At 42.7% G+C, this 24,240-nt stretch carries 15 protein-coding genes and 2 pseudogenes; 5 read left to right on the top strand and 12 right to left on the bottom strand.

The genetic code is table 11. The features are described 5' to 3' along the window. Positions 1–5 precede the first annotated feature (5 nt). Positions 6–3,179 (bottom strand): SusC/RagA family TonB-linked outer membrane protein, encoded by a 3,174-nt coding sequence (locus NQ542_RS03800; protein ID WP_005639285.1) that lies wholly within the window; start codon positions 3,177–3,179, stop codon positions 6–8. 149 nt (positions 3,180–3,328) lie between these two features. On the opposite strand from NQ542_RS03800, the gene NQ542_RS03795 reads away from it, so the two are divergent. Further along, complete coding sequence (locus tag NQ542_RS03795) at positions 3,329–3,712, top strand: RagB/SusD family nutrient uptake outer membrane protein (RefSeq protein WP_005639284.1); 384 nt, start codon at positions 3,329–3,331, stop codon at positions 3,710–3,712. An 89-nt stretch (positions 3,713–3,801) separates the two neighbouring features. Here NQ542_RS03795 and NQ542_RS03790 read toward each other — a convergent pair whose 3' ends face one another. Together NQ542_RS03790 and NQ542_RS03785 are read right to left on the bottom strand one after the other, a co-directional pair. Then, positions 3,802–3,954, bottom strand: a complete 153-nt coding sequence (locus NQ542_RS03790) for a hypothetical protein (RefSeq protein WP_005649970.1) — start codon at positions 3,952–3,954, stop codon at positions 3,802–3,804. After that, positions 3,940–4,183 (bottom strand): annotated as a pseudogene (locus NQ542_RS03785) (hypothetical protein); the annotation flags it as partial. The gene NQ542_RS03790 and the pseudogene NQ542_RS03785, both read right to left, overlap by 15 nt. Positions 4,184–4,913: 730 nt before the next feature. Here NQ542_RS03785 and NQ542_RS03780 point away from each other — a divergent pair. Next, positions 4,914–8,136: pseudogene (locus NQ542_RS03780) on the top strand (SusC/RagA family TonB-linked outer membrane protein). A gap of 16 nt (positions 8,137–8,152) precedes the next feature. Beyond that, the gene (locus tag NQ542_RS03775; protein WP_005639278.1) at positions 8,153–9,916 is read left to right on the top strand and encodes a RagB/SusD family nutrient uptake outer membrane protein; all 1,764 of its coding nucleotides are present in this window, start codon (positions 8,153–8,155) and stop codon (positions 9,914–9,916) included. Positions 9,917–10,450: 534 nt separating this feature from the next. Here the strand turns inward: NQ542_RS03775 and NQ542_RS03770 are convergent. The 4 genes from NQ542_RS03770 to NQ542_RS03755 all read right to left on the bottom strand — a co-directional run bounded on the left by NQ542_RS03770 (position 10,451) and on the right by NQ542_RS03755 (position 13,409). After that, complete coding sequence (locus tag NQ542_RS03770; protein ID WP_005639276.1) at positions 10,451–11,449, bottom strand: M28 family metallopeptidase; 999 nt, start codon at positions 11,447–11,449, stop codon at positions 10,451–10,453. A gap of 263 nt (positions 11,450–11,712) precedes the next feature. Continuing rightward, complete coding sequence (locus tag NQ542_RS03765; RefSeq protein ID WP_005643822.1) at positions 11,713–11,871, bottom strand: hypothetical protein; 159 nt, start codon at positions 11,869–11,871, stop codon at positions 11,713–11,715. Positions 11,872–12,058: 187 nt separating this feature from the next. Beyond that, a complete protein-coding gene (locus NQ542_RS03760; protein ID WP_005639274.1) occupies positions 12,059–12,601 on the bottom strand; it encodes a beta-class carbonic anhydrase in 543 nt (180 codons plus the stop codon). 31 nt (positions 12,602–12,632) lie between these two features. Then, positions 12,633–13,409: a Cof-type HAD-IIB family hydrolase gene (locus NQ542_RS03755; RefSeq protein WP_005639273.1), complete on the bottom strand. Its 777-nt coding sequence runs from the start codon at positions 13,407–13,409 to the stop codon at positions 12,633–12,635. A gap of 110 nt (positions 13,410–13,519) precedes the next feature. Here NQ542_RS03755 and NQ542_RS03750 point away from each other — a divergent pair, with 110 nt between their 5' ends. Beyond that, positions 13,520–14,695, top strand: coding sequence for a porin (locus NQ542_RS03750; RefSeq protein ID WP_005639268.1), 1,176 nt, complete (start codon positions 13,520–13,522; stop codon positions 14,693–14,695). 109 nt (positions 14,696–14,804) lie between these two features. On the opposite strand, the gene NQ542_RS03745 is transcribed toward NQ542_RS03750, so the two are convergent. The 5 genes from NQ542_RS03745 to NQ542_RS03725 form a co-directional block, all read right to left on the bottom strand. Continuing rightward, a complete protein-coding gene (locus tag NQ542_RS03745; protein WP_224204565.1) occupies positions 14,805–15,845 on the bottom strand; it encodes a DUF4852 domain-containing protein in 1,041 nt (346 codons plus the stop codon). 81 nt (positions 15,846–15,926) lie between these two features. Next, the gene (locus NQ542_RS03740) at positions 15,927–16,589 is read right to left on the bottom strand and encodes an HD domain-containing protein (protein WP_005639253.1); all 663 of its coding nucleotides are present in this window, start codon (positions 16,587–16,589) and stop codon (positions 15,927–15,929) included. A 208-nt stretch (positions 16,590–16,797) separates the two neighbouring features. Next, a complete protein-coding gene (gene nifJ / locus NQ542_RS03735; protein WP_005639248.1) occupies positions 16,798–20,346 on the bottom strand; it encodes a pyruvate:ferredoxin (flavodoxin) oxidoreductase in 3,549 nt (1,182 codons plus the stop codon). A 30-nt stretch (positions 20,347–20,376) separates the two neighbouring features. After that, the gene (locus tag NQ542_RS03730) at positions 20,377–21,555 is read right to left on the bottom strand and encodes an ATP-binding protein (protein ID WP_036724025.1); all 1,179 of its coding nucleotides are present in this window, start codon (positions 21,553–21,555) and stop codon (positions 20,377–20,379) included. A 149-nt stretch (positions 21,556–21,704) separates the two neighbouring features. Then, entirely contained in the window at positions 21,705–22,724 is a 1,020-nt protein-coding gene (locus tag NQ542_RS03725) for a branched-chain amino acid aminotransferase (protein WP_005639241.1), read from the bottom strand. Between the two features lie 562 nt (positions 22,725–23,286). Between NQ542_RS03725 and metF the strand changes: the two genes are divergently transcribed. Then, a complete protein-coding gene (metF, locus tag NQ542_RS03720) occupies positions 23,287–24,237 on the top strand; it encodes a methylenetetrahydrofolate reductase [NAD(P)H] (RefSeq protein WP_005639238.1) in 951 nt (316 codons plus the stop codon). Positions 24,238–24,240 lie beyond the last annotated feature (3 nt).

The raw sequence follows: 24,240 nt of genomic DNA, 5'->3' as shown, positions 1-24,240 counted from the left end.
AATTATCAAAAACCGACCGTTACGTTAAACGTGAACGAACGGCTCGTCGGAGCGGCCCCGTTTTCGAAACCAGTCGCATTCGTGTTGGTTGCCGAAACGGATTCGGGGTCAATACCTGGCAAATTGTAATGGATCATCCATACATTGTTGCAGGTAGCAGACAGATTCAAACGCTGGAACGGCGTCTTTTTCAGCATCGCTCTGTTGAACGTATATCCTAAAGTGATGTTACGCAGACGAATATTGGTTGCGTCATATGTGAAAACCTCCGGCAAACCGTAATTACCGGTCGATCCGATCCGCTCCCAATAGTTCTGGTGAGTGACCGGAACATTGTTTTCCACATATCCTCCGTCTTTCCTGACAACCGTGTTAGGCACGACAAAATCCTGACGTTCACCGTTCACAACCGTTCCGGCTGCATTACCACGGACAAATAGGTTGGAAGCTGTTGCCGAATAGATGTCGCCACCGATACGGAAATCGACCAGGAAACTCAAGTTAAACCCTTTATATGAAAAACTGTTCGTCAAACCCAGCATCCAGTCCGGACTTTGGTTACCCACCTTGCTCTTTTCAGCAGAGATCAGAGGTAGGCCGTCGTCTCCCACAATCACCTTGCCATAATGCGGACTGTCCTTGTCCGTCACACGCAGAAAGGTCTGTCCGTAAATATCACCATAATAACTGCCTTGTGCCGCCACGATCTGGATCGCATCCAATGTCTTGATGTCATAAAGCGTCACGCCCGGATACAGGTCGATGATCTTATTGCGATTCAAGGAGAACTGGGCTGTCGCATTCCAGTTGAATCCCTGCATGTCCGGACTCTGGAAGATGGCGCCGTTCAACGAGATTTCCAGACCTTCGTTCTGGATATTACCGGCGTTCACCTTGCGGGAACTATACCCGGCAAACGGGTCGAGCGGCAGGTTCAGCAACTGACGGGTCGCATTCGTCTTATACCAGGCGAAATCCAAACCCAAGCGGTTCTGCAGGAAACGCACGTCGAAACCGGCTTCCCATGATTTGATCAACTCGCTTCGTACGCTCGAATCAAACAAGATTTGGCCGGGAGCAGCCGTCGTATTCCCGTTTTCGTCTTTTCCTACCGTGTAATTATTGTACAACTGATAGGGATCAAGATCATTACCGACTTCCGCATAAGAAGCCCTCACCTTTGCAAAGGTGAACCACTCCGGCATGTTTCCGCCGATCTTAGGTAACATATCCGAGATCACACCAGAAAGACTGACCGAAGGATAGAAATAAGAGCGATTGTCTTTGGACATAGTAGATGACCAGTCGTTACGGGCTGTCACGTCTAAAAACAGATAGCCGTCCCAGTTCAGTTGCAATGATCCATAAAGGGAATTCATCTTCCGGCGGATCAACTCGGAGGTAACGGTCGGTTTATTAATGCCGTTGTTCAAGGAGAAAAGGTCCGGTACCAGCAATTCACCAGCCGAAGCGTTCATCTTGGTTCGCTGCTGCATCATCAGGTTACCTCCGAATGTCACGAAACCGCCCAAGCGGTCCAGCAGGTTGTCTTTGCGTGCGGTAGCCAGGAAGCTGTAGTTATTTTCGTAGAATGTCTCAGAACCTTCATTATACAGGCCGCGGGGCGAGGTGTTACCGCCGGCATATACTTTCTCATTTTTGGTCGTCGTATAATAGTCGGTACCGCCACGCAGTTCGATATCGAACCAGTTGGTCGGCGCATACTTCAACGATACGTTACCCAACAGACGGTTACGGGTATCATTGTTCTGCCGGTATTTGGTCACCCAGTACGGGTTTTCCTGTGGGTTCTTGGAGGCATCCCACCAGATCATATTGCCTTCTTCATCCACGCTGCTCTTAAATTCCTTAACATTCAAGGAACGAGGCAGACCGTATATCGTGTTAAACGCATTTGACGGGTTCACGCCTTGGATCGGGCGGTTATGGGCATTCATATTTACATAGTTCACTTTGGTATCCACCTTCCATTTCTCCGCCTTATCGAGGAACGTGGTGGCACGCAACGTAACGTTCGTCTTATTCAGTTTCGATTCCGGTGTGATACCGGCATCATCCGAACGGTTAATAGATGCAAAGACAGAAGTTCCGTTAATATTCTGCTGGAAACTGACGCCTTCGTTAAAAGAGGTTCCTGTATGGAAGAAAGCATCGATATTGTCATATGTCTGGAGAGGCACTTGGCGTCCGAGCCAATCCGTCACAGTCTGGCCTTCAGCTTTCGGTCCCCAACTCAAACGGGACTGGTTGTCATAAACTCCGACCGATCCTTGTCCGAAACTGTTTTGCATATCCGGTTTCAAAAAAATGGATTCAGCCGTGATACCAGCATTCACCGTAATCCCCAGCCCTTCGTTTTTCCGTCCCGATTTGGTCGTGATCAGGATCACGCCGTTACCGGCCCTCGAACCGTAAAGTGCAGCTGCCGAAGCTCCTTTCAGGACCGTCATCGATTCGATATCTTCAGGGTTAATATCAGAAAGACCGTTACCCATATCGGCTCCGGAATTACCCCAAACATCATCCACACCGCCTGTAAAATTATCCATCGGCGTACCGTCCACCACGATCAATGGCTGATTGCTACCGGTCAGCGAACTGTTACCACGGAGCACGATCTTCGAAGAACCTCCCACCCCGTTACTGGAGCGTACAATCTGTAAACCGGAAACTTTACCAGACAACGAATTGGCCAAATTTGGTTCGCGGGCAGACAACAACTCGTCTCCCTTCAATTCCTGCATGGCATAACCTAACGCTTTTTTATCACGCTTCATACCCAAAGCAGTCACGACTACTTCATCCAATTTTTGCGTGTCTTCTTCAAGATGTACAGACAAAGAGGCTTGTCCTGCATAAGGAATCTCCTGTGTGGCGTAACCGATAAAGGATATTTGGATAATATCCCCATTTTTTACCCCATCCAACGTAAAGTTGCCATCCATATCGGTCATTGTCCCGTTGGTGGTTCCTTTTATAACAACAGACGCGCCGGCAACCGGTCCCAAAGCATCTTCGACGGTTCCCGTTACTTTTGCATTTTGTTGAGAAATGTCAGTGTCTGGATTACCTGCACTTGAAGCCGAGTATATATTCCCGGAGAAACATAACGTGCTCGCAAGCAAAACCATGCTGACAGGCTTAATTCTTTTCAACATAACTAATGTTTTTTGTTTAAATTATGATACATGTCTTGGCTGAAACCAACGTCTTTTTTGATATATGTAACACAAAAAAAGAGAAGTTGTTTTGTATTTAACCTTTCGGGTAAAAGCAGATCATGCTGAAAAAGTAATCCGAAAACATATTGACAAATTGTTTCACAAGGACAGAGAAACAAGAAGAAAAGACAAATGAAGAAATACAAGAAACTTTTTTTTCGATTCGGGAACAAAAAATAAAAAAGGATGCGGCAGGAAATGGTTATCTGAGTGATGAAACGATTGCGAATCGTGCATCAGATGCCTTATTAAACTATATGGAAGCATGTTATGAAAAGAATGGAAATCTGGATGCCAAAGCACAGAGCTATTGGAGAGCTTTTCGCGAACGTGCTCATCCCGATACAGATTATAATAAGACAATCGCTGCTACTGTTATGAGCGAAGAGGCCAAAAATGACTGGGGAGAGGAGAGACTTATTACGCTGGGCAACTGGTCAATCCAACCTTGTATAACATCGATCGGCTGACCGTTTGCCATTAAAAAACCATCGACCATACCACGGGTCACACCGACACCATAATCGCCTAACCACACTCCTACACCGACACAATGCACCTAGCCGAGACCTTTACTATACAGCACTTCGCTATAAGACGATATATCCACAGCCAAGAACATATCCATATATGGGTTAGCAGGCTCCTTTTTCTTTTCCCGGCCATCCCGGACCATTCGGAACGAATGCTGTATTTTTGAATATGAATCCATTTGGTTAGGGTTCTTACCGAATCATTCCATCGAAAGCTATTATTGTTGTTTACAACTGGTTTTCCTGTTCTACCGCTTTTTGTAATAATTACACCAAAGGAACACAAACCCTGCAAATGGAAGAAACGGCAGCATCTTTCAAAGCAGAAATATTCTCAATATCCTGCGGGTTGACAGCGTTGATACCACCTTCCATGCCATCAATCAAAACCAATGGACTACCACTGGAGGAAGATTATCATCCACATTCGTCATGATGCCGTTAATGGTTCCTTTTAACAATCACAGAGGCTCCGGCAACAGGATTAGGCTAATAGGTCTGATTCTTTTGAATCATAATTTGTGTTCCATGATATTGAAAGAATTACTCTGATTTTCATAATAACTTCTTATTCAATGAAACAAGCAGGCTCACACATCTTTGTGTTTTCAATGTTTAAAATGATATTAGTTCTAAAAAAACTATGGCATTTTTAGCTTTAATACATTTTGATACAACTTCATAACAATGTGATTTTCAATAAATTAAACAAGTAAAATATATTATGCAATAATTACTTAAAATACACAAGTCTCTTTAAATTACTTCTGTTAACAAATTAGCAGAAGTACGACCATGTTTTTTATTTATCTATTTTTATATAGTTACATATTTCCAATGGATACATTATTCTGATAAACAGAATAATACCTGTGTAATACCAAAAGAGTAAAATGTTAAAAAAGAAACTTCTACGTATTTTTTTTAGAAAAATAACAGTACAACGGAAAATTTTCATATCTTTGACACCGATATGAAATGTGCAGAGTTCTTTTAGAACTAATTACAAACACAGATAAACTTTATACGCAAAAGCTAAAAACTCTAACATTTTGTATATATGATGTAGAAAAGCGATAATAAGCGCCATCATTTTAATTAAAAGAGCATTCTTTCAATTAAATATAAGACACAAATTATGTTGAAAAATTTCAAACCTATCAGCTTAATCTTGCTGGCAGGTGCCACTTGTTTCCCAGCAAGTATATTTGCAGAAACAATGCCCTCCAAGCAAGGGATGAACATTTCCCAGCAGAACGGAAAAGTTACAGGTACTGTGGTAGATGATCTAGGGCCTGTTGCCGGAGCATCGGTCGTAGTGAAAGGAACAACCAATGGAAACATTACCGACATGGATGGTAATTTCACATTGGAAGGTGTAAAAAATGGAGACATCATTCAGATCTCTTTCATTGGTTACACAACTCAAGAAATCAAATACACAGGACAATCCACTCTTCAAATCAAATTAGCGGAAGACACTCAAAAACTGGAAGAAGTCGTAGTCGTTGGCTATGGCGTACAAAAGAAGGTAAACCTGACCGGCGCTGTAGGGATTGCAGATAGCGAAATTCTGGAAGATCGTCCGATCGGAAACATTGCACAAGGTTTGCAAGGAGCTATTCCAAACTTGAATATTGATTTCGCCAGTGGTAATCCAAATGCAGCTACTACATTTAATGTACGTGGTGCAACTTCACTGAATGGAGGACAAGCACTATTGTTAGTCGACGGAGTCGAAACATCAGACTTGTCTTTGCTTAACCCACAAGATATCGAAAGCGTATCAGTATTAAAAGATGCTGCCTCTGCTTCTATTTATGGTGCCCGTGCCGCTTTTGGCGTTGTATTGATCACAACTAAAAAAGGGAAAAAAAGAACAAAAAGTTCAAATCAACTACAATAACAACTTTTCTTGGTCGATGGCCTCTCGCTTACCGGATGGTGTTTCTTCCGATAAGTGGATTCGTGCCATGAATCAGGCAAACGTGAACAATGGCAGCGGACAGTATTTCAAAGATGAACACGTTCAGGCTGTAGATGATTTCATTGCGGGAAGAGGTCCTTCTGCATTTTATACAACAGACAATTCAATAACTGCTGCCGGACAATGGGCTTATGCTGGGAACACCGATTGGTTCGACGTAATGTACAAACCGTCATTCATGCAACAGCATAATGCAAGTATCAGCGGTGGTTCAGACAAGACGACTTACTACGGCTCTATTGGTTATAAAGGACAAGATGGTATTTTGCAATATGGTACGGATAAATACAAACGTATTAATATGTCTTTCAACTTTTCCACTCAGATTACAAAATGGTTGGAAGTAACTTTCCGTACAAAATATAACCGCAATACAAGTGATTATCCCTACACCAGCAATTTTAATTTAGGAAACATTTTTTACGAAATCTATCGTGGATTCCCAACTATTCCTGTTTACCTGCCAGATGGTAATAATTTTGCAGGTATAGCAGGTAGCAACTTCAACTATAACTTTGCTGGTTTACTAGATGGAGCTGGGCGAGACAAAACCAACTCGGATGACTTTTGGTACACTGCCGCCTTTAATCTGACACCGTTAGCCGGTTTATCAATCAAGGGAGATTATACCGGAAACAAATTCTATCAAGATCAAACCCAGCACGGCAAGATACTGTATCAGACAATGCCAGAAGAAAGTACGTTATCTCCGCTATCCGTTGGTACACCTGGAGGTGTAACAAAAGCTAATTACGGAGATACTTATCAAGCATTGAACTTATGGGCTGACTACAAGAAGTCATTCAATGACAAGCACAATTTAGGTGTAATGGTCGGTTACAACCAAGAAAGCAAAAAGACGACTAAATTAAGCGTAAGCACTAGTAATCTATTTGATAACAATTTCCCTGTCACCGATTTGGCCAGTACTTATAACATGCCAAGTGAAGAAGCAACAATCTGGGCTGTACAGGGTGCGTTCTTCCGTTTGAATTATGATTACATGCAAAAATATTTGCTTGAGGTAAATGGTCGCTATGACGGTTCATCCAAATATATGTCTGGTGATCGTTGGGGATTCTTTCCCTCGGTATCAGCAGGTTGGCGTATCTCTGAAGAAAGTTTCTTCGAACCAGCTCGTAATATTTTCGACAACCTAAAAGTCAGAGCTTCATATGGCTCATTAGGCAATCAAGTTACAGATGGCAATTTCCAATATTTAAGTTTCTTGACAAGCGAATCTTTGGCCTATCTGATGAACGGCGGTATCATTAGTGGCTTGAAAGCTCCGACATTGGCTAGTACAAACATCACATGGGAAAAAGTTTACACAACCAATATCGGTTTAGACTGGACTATGCTGAACGGCCGTTTCACTGGATCTTTTGACTATTACATCCGCGATACAAAAGGAATGGTCGTAAACAAAACTTACCCGGCTGTATTAGGGACGACAGGTGGTAAAGAGAACTTGGCAGATATGAGAACCAAAGGTATGGAATTATCTTTAACGTGGAACGATCAGATTAAAGACGTGGCCGGCAGTCCTTTGGATTACTCTATCAGCATCGGCATCTCAGACAACACTTCTGAGATCACGAAATATGATAATCCGACATTAAGTTTGGATGAAACTCATTACCAGGGAAAGAAAATCGGCGAAATTTGGGGATATGTAACAGATGGCTTCATTAAAGATGAAGCTGAAGCCCAAGAAATGGCCAATAAACAGGCTTTCATCAGCACAACTTGGAAACCAGGAGATATTCGTTATGCAGATTTGAACGGTGATGGAAAAATTGACCGTGGGAATAATCGTGTTGGTGATTCGGGCGACAAAAAAGTCATTGGTAATACAACTCCCCGCTACAATTTCAACCTCAACTTGAGTGGTTCATGGAAAGGTTTTGACTTACGTCTGTTCTTCCAAGGTACAATGAAACGCGACGTATGGTTGGACTCTCCTGTATTTTGGGGATACAAGACAGGTATTTGGTGGGCTAACTTAAATGATTACATCATCGATAACTCTTGGAGTGAAACCAATACGAACGCTTACTATCCTATTCCGACTTGGAGTGATAGAAGTAAACAAACACAGACAAAATATCTGCAAAACGGTGCTTTTATCCGTCTGAAAGATGTTACATTAAGCTACACTATTCCTAAAGCGCTCATCAATAAATACGGCATTGGTCAGCTAAAAGTGTTCGTAAGCGGTCAGAATCTTTGGGAAGCTACAGGATTGTACAAATACCTCGATCCGGATGCTGTAGGCAGACGTGACAATAACGGTAACTTGAAAGTTGACGACAACGGTAGTGTTTACCCGTTCACCCGTTCTTATTCATTTGGTATCAACGTAACATTCTAAAAACAGACAAAGTAACATGAAAAAGTCAATTATATTATTTGGTGGTTTATTGTTCCTCACAACCCAAAGTTGTGATGTACTGGATAAAGAGCCATTAGACTCTATCAGTACACAACAATACTTTGCAAATGCCAATGCACAGGCATTAGAGCAATATTGTAATGATTTATATCCCAAATTAATCACCGGACATGGAAATCCGAACGAATATAATTTTGGGATGATGGAAACTGATTTCCAGTCTGATGACCTACTTCCGTGGGACGCAAACTCTGTAGCTTTCAGTCAACACAGCATTTCTACAGCAGACAATGACAATTGGAAATGGGAAAATATTCGTGCTTGTAATGCTTTTATGCAAGATTACGAACTATCCCCGGAAACCGAGGCCGTAAAACATCGTTATGCTGGTGAAATTTTATTCTTCAAGACATTGGATTACTTTAATAAAGTAAAACGCTTTGGCGATGTACCTTGGTATGACAAAGTATTGGTTCCTGGAGACGAAGACCTATACAAAGGCCGCGATTCCCGTATTACCGTTGTAGCAAACATGATAAAAGACATTGATCAAGCGATTGAATGGTTACCCCAAAAAGAAACGACAGGTGTCTACCGCATCAGCAAAGACGCTGCACTTGCATTAAAGGCACGTATATGTTTATTTGAAGGAACTTTCCGCCGTTATCATAATATGGAAGGTGATACCGAATTGCTCAAAGCCGCTTATGAAGCAGCAGGCGAACTGATGAAATCCGAATATGGCTATTCATTGTTCCAAGGTTCAAAACCTGGTAAAGCCTATTATGAATTATTTATCCAAGCAGATTACAACTCCAATCCTGAAATTATTCTGTCGAAGGAATATGATCCGACTGTCGGCAAAGGAAATAACTTAAGCCGCCAAATTGCAGTCGGTGAATCTCCTATCGGTTTGAGTCGTGACGCTGTTGAAGATTATTTGTGTGCAACAACAGGAAAACCAATCTCTATGTGCGGCTGCGAAGGCCACTCTCATCATACTACATTAATCGCCGAACTAAAGAATCGAGATCCGCGTTTACTACAAACAGTACCGACTCCCGAAGCTGGTGAATACACCTATTACCTAGAAGGGAAACGTCCGGATATCGGTAAATATACCAGTGGAAGTGTTAGTACATCTACGGGATATGGTGTTATCAAATATTACAATCCGTCAGAATACACATCATCTCATCATATTGGAACATTAGACGCTCCAATCTTCCGTTATGCAGAGATTCTTCTGATACGTGCAGAAGCAGGAGCCGAACTTGGCCAAGATCCCGAATTAGATAAAACAATCAACGCTTTGCGTGATCGGGTTGGTTTTAATCACCATTTGACAACAAATCCGATTGAAGACCCGAAATTGGTCGCCGAATATCCAACAATCAAAGGCCCGAACGCCAACTTGATCCGCGAAATCCGCCGTGAACGTCGTGTTGAACTAATGGCAGAAGGTTATCGTTATCACGACTTAATGCGTTGGGCCTGCGGTATTCGCCTGAACCAACCGAAATTGGGTATCATTCCAGACAAAGCAACAAGTGAGAATGATTTAAATGGATATAATACAAAAGATTATGAATCCATTAAATCCGGATTAGGTTTCGTAGACGGTGCCATTGATGTTTATACAAAACGAATGACAAATCCTGTTCCAAACTTTATAGATCCCAAGAACTATTTGTTCTCTATTCCGACAAACCAAATCGGATTAAATCCCAATTTAAAACAAAATCCGGGATGGGATTAATTGAAATATTTTGATAATTTTTTTTCAAAAGGTCTGCTCTTCATAACAGAAGGGTGGACCTTCTTGTATTTGAAAAATCCATATTATTTCAATAGCTTTTGATTTTAAGGTCCATCTTCACAACTTCAGCAAACAATTCATATATATCAACTCCCTATAAATACTGAAATACCAAGAATATGAAGTGATTTAAGACTACACAATTCACATAGTTCAAAACAACTATTTAATCAGTTACAAAGAAAGTGAAAGAGGTAAGTGCTACCTTCTTATAAGTCTATTAAATGAGACAGTAATCATACAATATGATTTAAAAAATACATACAGCTTATTGGCTATCGAGGAAAAGGCACTGACCTACAGAGAGAAGATGTATACCTTATTCCACAAAACAACTATCTTTCATAAATGGATAATACTTCTTTTCACAGCCAGAAGATATCGAGTTCAAAACATATATGTTTTAAAAACGAAACACCTATGTTTTGAATTCGAAACATAGGTGTTTTGAAATAAGAAATATAAACGATCACATCAATAGTCTTTCTCATTCGCCAGATTCCACATATTCAGAAAAGAGGCTTTCGTTATGTCGACAATCTTATTCCAGTTTATCTTTTCCACATGGTCGCTTGGCATATGATAGTCAGGATGACCATCCGTATGGTACCAGATGACCGGAATATCCAAAAGAGCGAACGAAGCGTTATCACTCCCCCCTACCGGTTTATCCCACGGACGATAATCAGGAGTCAGATTCAAGCCATATTTCTTGATATCGTTTTTCAACCAATCGCCAAACACAGGATGCGCTTCCGTATAGAAATAAACGACATGCATCGGCTTGGACTCGTCTTTATTACGGCCAATCATGTCGTAATTCAGATACCCCTTCACCTTATCCATCTCCGAGAATGTCTGCACGAAATATTTGGAGCCTAACAAGCCTTTCTCTTCACCATCCCAGAAGGCGAAAATAACGGTTCGCTCCGGTTGAACCCCCGTCGCTAAAAACGCCTTAGCGACCTGCAGGACAGCTGAAACACCCGAAGCATTATCGTCGGCCCCGTTATAGACCCGGTCACCGTCCAGCATCGGGTCAAAGCCGAGATGATCGTAATGGGCGCCAATAATCACATATTCGTTCGGGTTCTTACCCTCGATCTTCCCCAAGATGTTGTTCATCGACAACTTCTGATGAACACCTTGTTTCAACTTCGCGATCGAATCCGGATGAACCTGGAAACGGCCCTTCTTCTGCCGTTCCTTGTTATAAGCCTCAAAAGGTTGGTAATAGGATTCGAACAGAGGTTCGATCCCCATCGTTTTCAAATTAGATACAATATATTCACCGGCAATACGCCCACCACGGAAACCAGCTTCACGCCCTTCCAATGCATCGCTTGCCAGAAAACCGATATAGGCCTCGGCATTTGCCCTGTTAATGACATCCAGCCCTTTCTTTTCAGGCAACTCGGCCCATAGCGTAGCACTTAGTACAATAGAGGCTAAAAACAATCCCGTTTTTCTCATTTCGATATTGTGTTTTACAGATTATAGTTTTCTACATTATGCAAATATACGGATATTTGTATACATTCGAACTATAATGACAGAACACAAATATGATTTTAGTGTGGTTGTAGACAAGAGCAGGACTGACTTCATTAAAATAAAAAAAGGCCAAACTCCGCTATCTCATAAGCGTCGAATACCTCCCCCTTTTATCTCTCACCAGTCTTTCAAAAGACTACGGTGAAGAGACTACATCTAACAAATTATTTACTGTTTAATACTCAATTTTTAGAGCTTTCGCTCATTTGGCTCACCAATCTGCGAATCTCAGCATTTACTCGCTGACACATTGAACCATTTCCTACTGACTGATAACGATCAGCCTGATAACGCAACATCGCTAAAGTACGCATACTTTTTTCGTTTTCTCTCATCATCATAATTTTACTCATTTAAGTTCTCCACGCTTGGAGAACGATTAATAATAACTAAACCTAAACTTTCTTTTTCTTTTTGTTTACAGTGCAAAGATAAGTATTTTATTTGAATTTATGCTGTAAAACATATTCAATGTCTACTATTTAACTATATTTAGGTTTTGATTAAATACTTTTCATCTCGATTTATCTAAACGACAGTAGCCAATTCACCTGTAGTCGAGTCGATTACAAATCCGCGGACCGTTATATCTTTTGGGATCAACGGATGTTTTTGTACTTGAGTCACTGTTTCACGAACGGAACCTTCCGGGGTGTCGAACCCACGCAACCACGATTTGAAATCAATGCCGCAGTAACGCATCATATCGATATGCTCCGAAGGGATACCACGCTTCTTCATTACCTCAATCATCTGTTCGCTGTCCATATGCTTGGCACCGCAATCGGTATGACCGACAATCATGACTTCGTTCACACCTAATTCATAAATGGCAACCAACAGACTCCGGACCACACTTCCGAAAGGATGGGAAATAATCGCCCCAGCATTCTTGATGATCTTGACATCCCCGTTCTTTATTCCCAAAGCTGCCGGTAGCAGCTCCGTAAGACGCGTATCCATACAAGACACTATCGCAATTTTCTTATCAGGATATTTATTGGTGATAAACCTCTCGTATCCTTTACTCTTTACAAATTCACGATTAAATTTCAATAACTCGTCTATCATAACTATCTTATATATATGTAACAGTTCAAAATCAAATAATGTTGAAATGTTTCAACGCATTGTATACACCATTCTCGTCGACAGAGGTGGTCACATAACCAGCTGCACTCATCACGTCTTCGGCCGCATTTCCCATAGCAACCCCAATCCCGACATGGCTAAGCATCTGAATATCATTACCACCATCACCAAAGGCCATACATTCGTCCAGACCGATATGGTAATGTTCCAGCATTTTGTCAATCCCGACCCGTTTACTGCTTCCAAGCGGTACGATATCTGTAAAAAGAGGGTTCCACCGCGTGGATTCACAATGCGACAAGACCTTCATAATACGTTTCTCCTGCTCTGCCGTAAAAAAGGCGATCAACTGGTAGACCGTCTTTCCATAAATATCCTCGATCGGACGGATTGGAGGAGCCGGGAAGTTCAACAGATGAAACACATCATTGACCGCCTTATCCGTATAGTTCATAAAAATCTCGTCTTCCTGCACAAAGGCACAAGGGAATTCGCCTTCTTTTTCCTGGTAACGAACCAAGGCTTCGATATCCTTATCGGGAATGCTATGCTTATAAATCACATCGTCCTTTCCGGCAAACACATAGCCACCATTCAAAGTTACATATCCATCGAACTCAAGATCGCCCAGATTGTTAATCGAACGGCGATGACGACCAGTTGCTATAAATACTTTTATCCCCTTCTTCTTCAACAATTCGATCGCATGAAGGGTAGATTTCGGGACTACATGTGTTTTAAAGCTGACCAATGTCCCATCAATATCAAAAAATACTGCTTTAATCATAACCTAAACTCATTACCTTTTAAACCTCAACAAAGGTAAGAATAATTACGGATTTCCAAAGGTCATATAAAATCACTATATTTGAACGCTGAAACATTTTATTTGCAAACATGAAAACACATCTCTACTTATTGACAATACTATTCATATCCGTTCCATCCGTCTTTGCACAAAAGATTGAGAAAGAAACCGTTCCTGGACAAGAACCGACTTTGGTCGAACGACTTACAGGAGGGAAAAAGGTGATTGAAAGCGCAGAAATGAATTTTCAGCTTTTTACTTCGGCAAACGCCAATTTCATCGGTTCCGATTTCGACGGCATGAACTTCAAGCTGAATCGTGTCCGATTGGAAATAAAAGGGAATGTATGGAAAAACCTTTCTTATCATTACCGGCAGTCGTTTAATAAATATTCGGACCCTTATTCGCTGGACAACCTTTCGTCCTCGCTCGAATTGGCTTATGTCAACCTGAAAGTACATGACAAGTTCGGCTTTACGATCGGTAAGCAGTTTGTCAATTTCGGAGGATACGAATATTTTGTCAATTCGATAAAAGTCCGTGAATTCAGTGAGTTCAACAACCTACTGACCTGCTATCAGGCTGGTATTTCAGGTAACTGGCAGATCAATCCTGACCACGAACTTTGCTTCCAGATCGTGAACAACCGAAGCGGACAGGACAACGAAATCTACCCGACCGGATTGCCCGACAACACACGAGAAGCAAAAGTTCCTTTCATGTATACGGTAAACTGGAACAGCTACTATTTCGACCGCATCCTGCAACTCCGTTATGCCGCTTCCGTAGGACAACAGACACAGAAACGTTATTCTTATTACTTCACCTGCGGCAACACGATCGAGAAAGGACCTCTGCTGACTTATCTGGACATCATGTACACCCGGCAGGGATTGGACCAGCACGGCGTTATCAGCCGTCTGCCAGAGACAGCCCAGACAGCTTGCAATACCGAGTATCTATCGGTCATCGCCGATGTGGACTACCGGATTCACCCGCGCTGGAACCTCTATGTGAAAGGTGCTTATGAAACCGGAAAAGTGTACAAGGCGAACGGACCATTTGCCAAAGGCATGTACCGCCGTTCCTGGAATGCACAGAGCAGTCTCGAATTTTTCCCGATCAAGAACAGTGATCTTTTCATCTTTCTCCTTTATACATATCGCGGCGTAAAACTTGAAAAAGCAGCCTTGGATATGGGAGCAGTCGATCCCGACACGCATCGTATTTCGTTAGGGCTGGTCTATTCGATTCCGGTATTCTAAACTTTCTCTTTCAAGGCAGTTTTGCCACCCTCTATTCCCAGAAATGAAATCACAATGAGGGTGTCAAAATACCTTTGCCATGGTCTTTTAGGAACGGATTTACAAGGGATCATTCAAACAAAGCCGATCCAATCAAATTATACCGGAAATTTTTATTATCATAGACCTCCAAGCCTTTAACCTTGACACCGATCAGTGTCGAGCGATATAGGTTCTCCACGTTGAGAACATTGTATTTTCCTTTTGGCAGTTCCATATACTTATCCAAGGGCTGCAAATAGACAACCGTATATACCAACGGGCTGACATAGCCGTTCTGACCAGTTCCTCTGCTCCGTTTCTCGTATTTTTCTGCATCATCCATGCTCACAGGGATAAAGAACGCCTGATCCGGATTAACCGGCATAAAATTGAAACCGTTGAAAGGAATACATTGTTTGGGAGAACTGCCCGAACGTGTCGGATAGGACAATGGATAGCCTTTATGGTCAAAATCATAACCGTTATGGTTATTGTTCACTTTTATGAAATAAGTTTTCGTAAAATCAAAATCGGCCATTCCCTTTTCCAAGCGAGCCTGATATTCGCCTTTCAGTTTACGGAATTTAAACTGATCGCGCCGGCATTCCTGCCCCAATTCTTTATTGACGACACTGATATAATTCAAGACCACCTTGTCGTCTATCGGTAATTTATTGACACGAACACAGCAAATAAACATTTGTTCGAGCGTCATCTCCTCGCATTTTATAACAGGTTCAGGCATATTCACGACGATCTCGCCTTGTTCGATCGCACGATCAATCTCCACGAACAGTTTCTTATCGGGAGCTTTCTCACTTTCCAAGGCAAACACGACAGCTTCGTTCAGGAACATATTCTTATCTTCCGGCCGGATAATCTCACGGATTGTTACCTTGGAGAAAGGCAAATCCTTTCCATTGAACGCCTCATACCGAACCTTTCCATAGGTATCCGTATACGCGTATTTCAAATGGCTATACTTAGTCGAACTCAGATAGAAATCTCCGAGAGTAAGCACATCACCGGTTTTGAATGTATCTCCACTATACGTTTCATACGATTCCTGTGCATAAACAGGGAAAAGAAGGAAAGATAAGCAAAAAAGAAGGCATAAAAAATGTTTCATATTCATTAGATTAGTTAGACCTTTATTTCGTTAAAACGCGATAAAGATAAACTTTTTCCAAAATATATGAAACAAATGATATTACAATAAATAGACATCATTTATATCCAGCTTGAACTGCAGGCCAAGAAATTCAGCTGCTTTCCTGCAAAGTAGCATCCGTCCGGTAAAAATCTCGAAATAGTCCATCACGGCACAAATTTCAGTATTGATCTTTAAATCGAGAGTGATCGTTTTCGAATCCGGCTCCAATATAACATCCGATTTTTCGGCTGCATAATTTACCCGATCATGGATATCGAAATTAATCGTGGAACGGTTACGGACACGGCTGCGACGCACATCCGTCTTATCAGCGATTATCAGAGCAGCTGCAACGGCATTTACAGCAGCAGCCGTCTGTTCGTCATGGTTTCCGATAGCTGTAATAACGGTCGCCACATCTTCAGGCGGCATTCCCATCTTATCCAAAATACGAAAAGCCATCATAGCCCCACTTTGGGCGTGGTCGATGCGGTTCACCACATTGCCTATATCGTGCATGAAACCGGCGATACGAGCCAGTTCCACCTCATGCGCATCATATCCTAACTTCTCCAATAAATCCCCTGCTACTTTCGCAACCTTCGTGCAATGGGCAAAGCTATGCTCCGTGTAGCCGATTGCTTTCAACGACTCGTCCGCTTGTTTGATATAAGTCCGGATCTCTTCGGATTTGCGGACATCTTCATATGTTACATTCATATTTTTATCTTTACTATATACGTTAATTAAACACAGAAATATTCCATTTTGTTCTGCCGAAGAACCAGAAGGACATGAATTTCATATTACAAAAGCCTTTTACCGGTCTTTATTGGAATAATAAAAAGCGGAATCTCATGGTGAGACTCCGCTTTCTATTTTATTCGGGTGAAAAAAGGATTTCCACCCTTAGATGATCATAATCAAATTATTCTTCTACACTCCAGTTTTCAGCAGCCATACGTTTGTAGCTACGCAGACGCCACTTAGCGTTTTCTTCTGCGGCAGCAAACAATTCAGCAGCTTCAGCTGGATACTGTTTTGCAACAGATGCGAAACGAACTTCACCTTTCAGGAAGTCTTGGAACTTACTCCAATCCGGTTCTTTAGAATCCAATGTGAACGGGTTCTTGCCTTCAGCTTCCAGAGCAGGATTGTAGCGCCACAAGTGCCAGTAACCACATGCAACAGCTTCTTTTTCTTCAGCCTGAGATTTGCCCATACCCTTCTTCAAACCGTGGTTGATACAAGGAGCATAAGCGATAATCAAAGAAGGACCGTCATAAGCTTCAGCTTCGCGGATAGCCTTCAAAGTCTGAGCCTGATCAGCACCCATAGCGATCTGAGCGACATAAACGTAACCGTAAGTAGTAGCCATCAAACCCAAGTCTTTCTTGCGGACTCTCTTACCGGCTGCAGCAAACTTGGCGATTGCACCGACCGGAGTAGCCTTTGAAGACTGACCGCCTGTATTTGAATAAACTTCAGTATCCAGAACCAGGATATTCACATTCTTACCGGAAGCAATCACGTGGTCCAAACCACCATAACCGATATCGTAAGAAGCACCGTCACCACCGATAATCCACTGTGAACGTTTTACCAAGAAGTGGCTCAATTCGGCGATAGTAGCGCAATTCGGACATTTATCCTTAGCTGCTTCAACCATCGGAATGATCAGAGCTGCCAGTTCTTTCGTCTTATCGGCATCGTTCTGATTTTCGATCCATGCAGTGAATGCTTCCTTATATTCGGCCGGAGTGCCTTCATAAGCAATGGCAGCTTCCATTGCATTCTGGATACGTGCACGCATCTTTTCGTTAGCCAATTCCATACCCAAACCGAATTCACAGAAGTCTTCGAACAGAGAGTTAGCCCATGCAGGACCTTCACCCTTTTCGTTTGTCGTATACGGAGTAGATGGAACAGAACCCGAATAGATAGAAGAACATCCCGTAGCGTTAGCAACCATTTCACGATCACCGAACAACTGGGAAATCAGTTTTACGTACGGAGTTTCACCACAACCGGAGCAAGCGCCTGAGAACTCGAACAACGGAGTTGCGAACTGAGAATTCTTCACATTAGACTTGATGTCTACCAAACTCTGCTTAGAACTTACATTAGCCACACAGTATGCCCAGTTATCAGCTTCAGCCAACTGACCTTCCAGCGGAGCCATAGACAACGCCTTGTTGCCCTTGAATCCCGGACAGATATCGGCACAGTTTCCGCAACCCAAGCAGTCCATAACATCTACCTGCATACGGAACTTCATCCCCTTCATTGTAGCCGGAGCTTTCACATCCAACATCGGGAAGTTTGCACCCTTCTGTTCTTCGTCATTCAAAACGAACGGACGGATAGAAGCGTGAGGACAAACGTAAGCACACTGGTTACACTGGATACAGTTTGCCTCATTCCAAACCGGAACAAATGCAGCTACACCACGTTTTTCATATTTTGCAGTACCCTGATGCCATGTACCGTCTTCGATGCCCTTGAAAGCAGAAACCTTCAGTAGGTCGCCATCCTGTGCATTAATAGGACGAACCACTTCGTTGATAAATGCAGGATCGTTGTTTACAACCTCTTCATCATCCGGCAGGTTAGCCCATGCAGGATCAACAGTCAACTGGTTGTATTCGCCACCACGATCAACAGCAGCATAGTTTTTGTTTACAACATCTTCACCCTTCTTGCCATAAGACTTCACGATGAACTTCTTCATCTGTTCGATAGCCAGATCAACAGGAATTACACCTGTGATACGGAAGAATGCAGACTGCAGGATTGTATTGGTGCGGTTACCCAAACCGATTTCCAATGCGATCTGTGTAGCATTGATATAATAAACCGTAATATTTTTCTGAGCGAAATAACGTTTTACACGGTTAGGCAGGTGTTTTGCCAATTCTTCGCCATTCCATACCGTGTTCAGCAAGAATGTACCGTTCTCACGCAAACCGCGAGTCACATCGTACATACGCAGGTAAGCCTGAACGTGGCAAGCCACAAAATTCGGTGTGTTTACCAAATAGGTAGAGCGGATCGGATGATCACCGAAACGCAGGTGAGAACAAGTGAAACCGCCGGATTTCTTAGAGTCGTAAGAGAAATAAGCCTGGCAATATTTATTTGTATTGTCACCGATGATCTTGACTGAATTCTTGTTGGCACCGACAGTACCGTCTGCACCCAAACCGTAGAACTTAGCTTCGAACATGCCTTCGCCACCCAATGCGATCTCTTCTTTCTGAGGCAGGGAAGTGAATGTTACGTCATCTACGATACCGATCGTGAACTGGTTCTTCGGCATCGGCAGTGCCAGGTTTTCATATACGGAAAGGATCTGGGCAGGAGTCGTATCCTTAGACCCCAAACCATAACGGCCGCCTACGATAACCGGAGCATCTTCCTGGCCATAGAAACAGTCTTTTACATCCAGATACAGAGGTTCGCCTACTGCACCCGGTTCTTTTGTACGGTCCAAAACAGCAATACGCTTAGCAGTCTTAGGAACAGCTGCCAAGAAGTGTTTAGCCGAGAACGGACGATACAAGTGAACGGAAACCAAACCTACTTTTTCACCCTTAGCTGTCAGGTAGTCGATAGCTTCGCGTGCAGCTTCCGTAACAGAACCCATTGCAATGATTACGCGTTCTGCATCTTCAGCTCCGTAGTAATCGAACAAACCGTATTTACGTCCTGTGATCTTAGAGATTTCATTCATATATTCTTCTACGATAGCAGGAACTGCATCATAGTAAGAGTTGCTCGATTCTCTATGCTGGAAGAAGTGGTCAGGGTTTTCAGCCATACCGCGTGCAACCGGAGTTTTCGGATTCAAGGCACGTGCGCGGAATTCAGCCAACGCCTTCTGGTCGATCAGCGGAGCCAAGTCTTCATTTTCCAATGCTTCGATCTTCTGGATTTCGTGAGATGTACGGAAACCGTCGAAGAAGTTCACGAACGGAACACGGGATTTGATTGTAGCCAAGTGGGCAACACCTGCCAAATCCATCACTTCCTGTACAGAACCTTCGGCCAACATGGCGAAGCCTGTCTGACGGGCAGACATTACGTCTTGATGGTCACCGAAGATACACAGTGCGTGAGAAGCCAATGTACGAGCAGATACATGGAATACGCAAGGCAGCAATTCACCTGCAATCTTGTACATGTTCGGGATCATCAGCAACAAACCCTGAGAAGCCGTATAAGTCGTAGTCAGTGCACCAGCCTGCAACGAACCGTGAACTGCACCGGCAGCACCACCTTCAGATTGCATTTCCTGCACCATTACAGTTTCGCCGAAAATATTCTTACGTCCGGCAGCAGCCCATTCATCTACATATTCTGCCATCGTAGATGACGGAGTGATGGGGTAAATCGCAGCAACTTCACTGAACATATAGGAGATATGTGCAGCAGCCTGGTTACCATCACAGGTTAAAAATTTCTTCTGTTTTGTCATAGACTCTTACTATTAGTATTTAAAAAAATTTCAATATAAAAAGCCGAAAAGCCAAAGCGGGATCATGTTGCCCTCTCCTACTTCGACCTTATCGATTGCATAATACAGATCAGGATTATTCTTCACCTTCATGTTTTCTTCAATCCTGAAATTATGCATCCCATTGACTAAGAAATGTGCATTCTTCCCGCCCTCATTCAATTTATTGTCCTTCAAAAGCTGGTTATAAAAGAATGATTCGCGGACAGACTGCATATTCACTTCCATCGGCCGGATGGGATACATCAAATTGGAGTTATACATATACACTTTAGAGGGTTTCTTGGGGAAGGACTCTCCCACCGGATAAAGTATGTTCATCAAACGGGCATCGGCCAAATATTTGATATAGTTCATCACGGTGGCCCGCGAAGTCTCTATGTCTTTGCTCAACTGACTCACATTGGGCGTACAAGGAGCGCTTGTCGCCAACAGGTAAAGCAGCTTACGCAGTTTCGGCAGATAGCTTTGTTCGATTTGTTTTATGTATAACACATCTACCTCCAGCATCATATTCATGGTCTTTAGCAAATTCTCCGAGAAATTGCGCTTCTCCAAGAAGAACGGGTAGAAACCATGATGCAGATAGTCCTGAAAGTATGCCATCGGTTTTCCCACCGAGCAGATGCCTTTCGCAATCTCCTGATGGCCCACCAATATTTCTCCAAACGTATAAGCCGGAAAGCTGTTCCCGGACATCAGATTAAAAAATTCCCGGAATGAGAAACCTCGCAGGTTATACGAAACCACCTTGCCTGACAGATCGGGATTTTCATCTTTCAACCGCATGACGGAAGAACCGGAAAAAATGATCTTCAAGTCAGTGAAGTTATCGTAACAATAGCGGAGTTCTTTCGACCATCCCGAATATTTGAACACTTGGTCGATCAGCAGCACTTTTCCCCCTTTTGCCCTGAACTCAGAAGCAAAATCGACCAACGTACGTTCCGTAAAATAAAAATGATTCAGATTTATGTAAAGACACTCTTTATTATCCGCGCCAAAATGCTCGCGGGCATAATCCAGCAGAAAAGTCGTCTTTCCCACTCCGCGAGACCCCTTAATACCGATCAACCGATCATTCCAGTCGATCTCGTCCATCAGCCCTCTGCGAACCGGCGAATACAAGTGTTCTACCAGATATTTATGTGTTTTAAAGAATGCTTCCACTTTTTCAATTGACAATTAACAATGGACAATTTATCCATCCCGTTAAACGAGGCAAATATAGATATTTTTTCCGAATTGCAATGCAGAGTTTGCAATTTTGATAAAAAACATCTATTCCAAATTATCAATTATCCATTTTTTATTGTTAATTATTCAATTATCGTTATCCACCCATAGGTATCAGGTTCATCGCCATACTGGATAGCACGCAGTTTATTGTATAGTTTTTCACAAACAGGACCCGGTTTGCCGTCTTTTGCAATCACATAAGACTTATTGACATCCAAATCATCGATCTGTGAAATCGGAGCAATAACCGCAGCAGTTCCACATTCGGCAGCTTCATCGAACGCAGCGATTTCTTCTACCGGAACCGGACGGCGTTCCACCGTCAGGCCCATATCGGTTGCCAACTGCTGCAAACTCTTGTTCGTGATAGAAGGCAGGATAGAGTGAGACTGCGGAGTGATGTAGCTGTTGCCACGAATTCCGAAGAAGTTGGCTGGGCCGCATTCGTCCAGATATTTCTTTTCTTTCGGGTCCAGATATAAAACAGCGGCGTAGCCCAGCTCATGAGCCTTTTCGCCCGCAACGAGACTGGCGGCGTAATTACCACCGACTTTGATCGTACCGGTTCCCTGAGGGGCAGCACGATCGTAATCGCGCATGATACATACTTTGGAGGGTTTGAAACCACCCTTAAAATACGGTCCCACCGGCGTCACAAACACCATGAACATATATTCGGGAGCCGGCTTCACACCCACCTGGGCACCCAAACCGATCATCAACGGACGGATATATAAAGCAGCCCCGCTTTCATAAGGGGGAACAAAACGTTCGTTCAGTTTTACGACCTTACGGATAGCTTCCTCGAACTTCTCAACGGGCAACTCGGCCATTTTGATACCGCGGCTGGAAGATTGCATGCGTTTGCCGTTCTCATCCATACGGAACACACGGATCTTGCCGTCTCTCCCTTTGAACGCCTTCAATCCTTCAAACGACTCCTGTCCATAATGCAAACATGTAGCAGCCATATGAATATTGATGATCTCGGAAGAACTAACTTCGAGCTCGCCCCATTTACCATCCCGATAGTAACACCGTACATTATAGTCTGTCTTCATATAACCGAATGACAGATCAGACCAATTAATATTTTCCATATCTTATCGTAATTAGATTATTGACAGGCAAAGGTATTAATAAAAAATGAAAAACGGCAACCGTTACTCATTTAATCCTCGCAGGAAAATAATCCCGCAAATTGTCGCAATGCGTACAGGCAAATTCGGCTACACTCTTATTGTACACCTTGCCTCAAATCTCATTGGTCCAAATCGAAACTACTGCTGCATCTAATTCGATTTTATACCCCATTTAATTCAAATTACACGCAAGGGTAATATTTTTTAACAGATATAAGATTCCTACACCTCACTATCAATCAAGATTTTAACCCAAAATCACATTTTAAAGAGAGATATTGTCTATTTTAACACTCATTTACCCCTTCAAAAACGGCAAAAATAACAAGAACGATAGATGCAAATTGCAGATTATATCGTATCTTTGTGAAGAAGCAACAAAAAGACATGATGGAAACTCAGCAACGAAACACGGAATATCGACACGTGGAAAATTCAAACAACATAAACAATCAACATATTGGGCAGACAAACATAACTGTTTTTTATGTACATTTGTCCACCCAAATAAATAAATAACATGAAAGTAATCGATCTGATCAATAGCAGCAAGAGTACTGCTTTCTCATTTGAAATACTTCCTCCGTTGAAAGGAAACAGCATACAGAAAGTATATAATGTCATAGACAAACTGATCGAGTTCGATCCTAAATACATTAATATAACATCCCATCACAGCGAATATATCTACAAGACTTTGCCAGATGGTAGCTTTCAGAAAGTCAACATCCGCAAACGTCCCGGATCGGTCGCCATCGCTTCGGCTATCCAGAATAAATATGGCATAACGGCTGTTCCTCATATTATATGCAAGGGATTTACAAAAGATGAAACGGAATATGCATTGATCGACCTGAACTTTTTAGGTGTTTATGACCTGTTGTTGCTCCGTGGAGATGTAAAAACACTGGAAGCCGGACAAAAAACGGACATATACCACGAACATGCAACCGACCTCCAGCAGCAAGTGAACGACTTCAACAAAGGGATCGCCATCGACGGATCTGTTTTCGAAGCCAATGAAACACCGTTCTCTTACGGAATGGCTTGCTATCCGGAAAAGCATGAAGAAGCCCCCAATATGGAATCGGATATTTTCTATCTGAAAGAGAAAGTAAAGAACGGGGCGGACTACTTGGTGACACAGATGTTTTTCGACAATGAAAAATATTACGCATTCGTAGACCGATGCCGGGCGGAAGGCATTACGGTCCCCATCATTCCGGGTATCAAGCCGATCGTATTCAAGAACCAGCTCACCGTGCTGCCTAAGATATTCCGTTCGGACATTCCCGAACCGTTTGCAACAGAACTTCGTAAATGCAAAACGGATGATGAAGCGAAAGCCGTCGGTGTCGAATGGTGCATCCAGCAATGCAAAGACTTGATTGCACACGGCGTTCCGAGCCTACATTTCTATACGATGATGGCATCGGATAGCGTCTATAAGGTGGCAAAAGAGGTGTATTGAAAG

This window comes from Parabacteroides merdae ATCC 43184, assembly GCF_025151215.1.
Lineage (GTDB): Bacteria > Bacteroidota > Bacteroidia > Bacteroidales > Tannerellaceae > Parabacteroides > Parabacteroides merdae.
Note: the sequence above shows the minus strand (reverse complement) of the source record. Positions and strands in the feature narration are given on the sequence as shown.